This window comes from Vibrio sp. Vb0937, assembly GCF_033338855.1.
In genome coordinates this window covers 1-1,113 of sequence record NZ_JAWOTK010000375.1, presented here as the reverse complement: position 1 = coordinate 1,113, position 1,113 = coordinate 1, and the positions used below count along the sequence as shown (strand labels likewise).

The 1,113-nt window shown below is 47.7% G+C and carries 2 protein-coding genes; one reads left to right on the top strand and one right to left on the bottom strand.

The features are described 5' to 3' along the window. Positions 1-312: EVE domain-containing protein (locus tag R7P67_RS25830; protein WP_318086452.1), on the top strand; the 312-nt coding region annotated here is incomplete at its 5' end. 51 nt (positions 313-363) lie between these two features. Here R7P67_RS25830 and R7P67_RS25825 read toward each other — a convergent pair. After that, positions 364-1,113 (bottom strand): Cof-type HAD-IIB family hydrolase (locus R7P67_RS25825; RefSeq protein ID WP_318086451.1); only part of this gene is annotated, 750 nt, incomplete at its 5' end.

Sequence of the window (1,113 nt, the reverse complement as noted above, 5' to 3'; positions counted from 1 at the left end):
TCCTGTAAAAATGTTGGCGTGGCGGGGATTGCCAAAGTCGTGCGAGAAGCCTATCCCGACCATTTTCAGTTTGACCCAGAAAGTGATTATTACGACCCAAAATCGGACCCAGACAACCCTCGTTGGATCATGGTAGATATTGAGTTTGTGCGTAAAACCGCGCGGGTGATCCCTCTGTCGGTCATGAAAGCGATGCCTGAACTTGAGAACATGCCGCTGGTGAAACGCGGAAATCGTCTTTCGATCATGCCGGTGACCGAAGATGAGTGGGAAGCGATTCTTGGCAAAGAGAAGTTACCAAGCCAGAGATAAAAAAAGGGCTGCAAATTGCAGCCCTTCGTGATTTTGTTGTTAACCCAAGGGTTAGAGCAGGTGATCTTGCAGGTAATGCGCCACGGCATCGTCTGCGTTGCTGCCAATCACTTCATTGTTTGGCAGCGCTTTCATCACTTTCTCGTGTGATGTGCCCATTACTAAGCCTTTGCCTGCCATTGATAGCATTTCGACATCATTCATGCCGTCGCCAAATGCAATGCAGTTTTCGAGCGTTAAACCCAGAGTTTCCGCGACTGCTTGTAGCGCGTGGCCTTTTGAAACGCCCGCACTCATTACTTCCAAGCACCAAGGAGTAGAGAACGCGATATTCAATTTATCGCCAAACTGTTCACGCAGTTTGTTTTCAAACACCACCAAACGTTCATGATCTTGCGCTGGATGGGTGAAGAAAATTTTCGCAATGCCGTCGGTAGGCGCTTGGTCTTCATCGAATAAGACGTATGTGAATTCGTCATGGAAATCACGCAGTGTTTCGTCGTCTTTGTTCATCAACCAACAGTCGTTTTGATACATGTGGATAAGTATCTCGTGATCATGTTTGATCGTGTTGATCACGCCTTGAACCAAATCTGCAGGTACGTTTTCACTGTACATCAGTTGATCGTTTTGGTCATGAACACGCGCACCGTTTGAGGTGATCATGTAAGCCGGAATGCCCACTTGGCGACGAATGCTTGCAACGTCTACGTGGTGGCGACCCGTTGCAAAGACAAAGGTATAACCCTTTTCATGCAGCGCTTTTAGCGTCTCTTTTGAGTAAGCACTGAGCTGATGGTT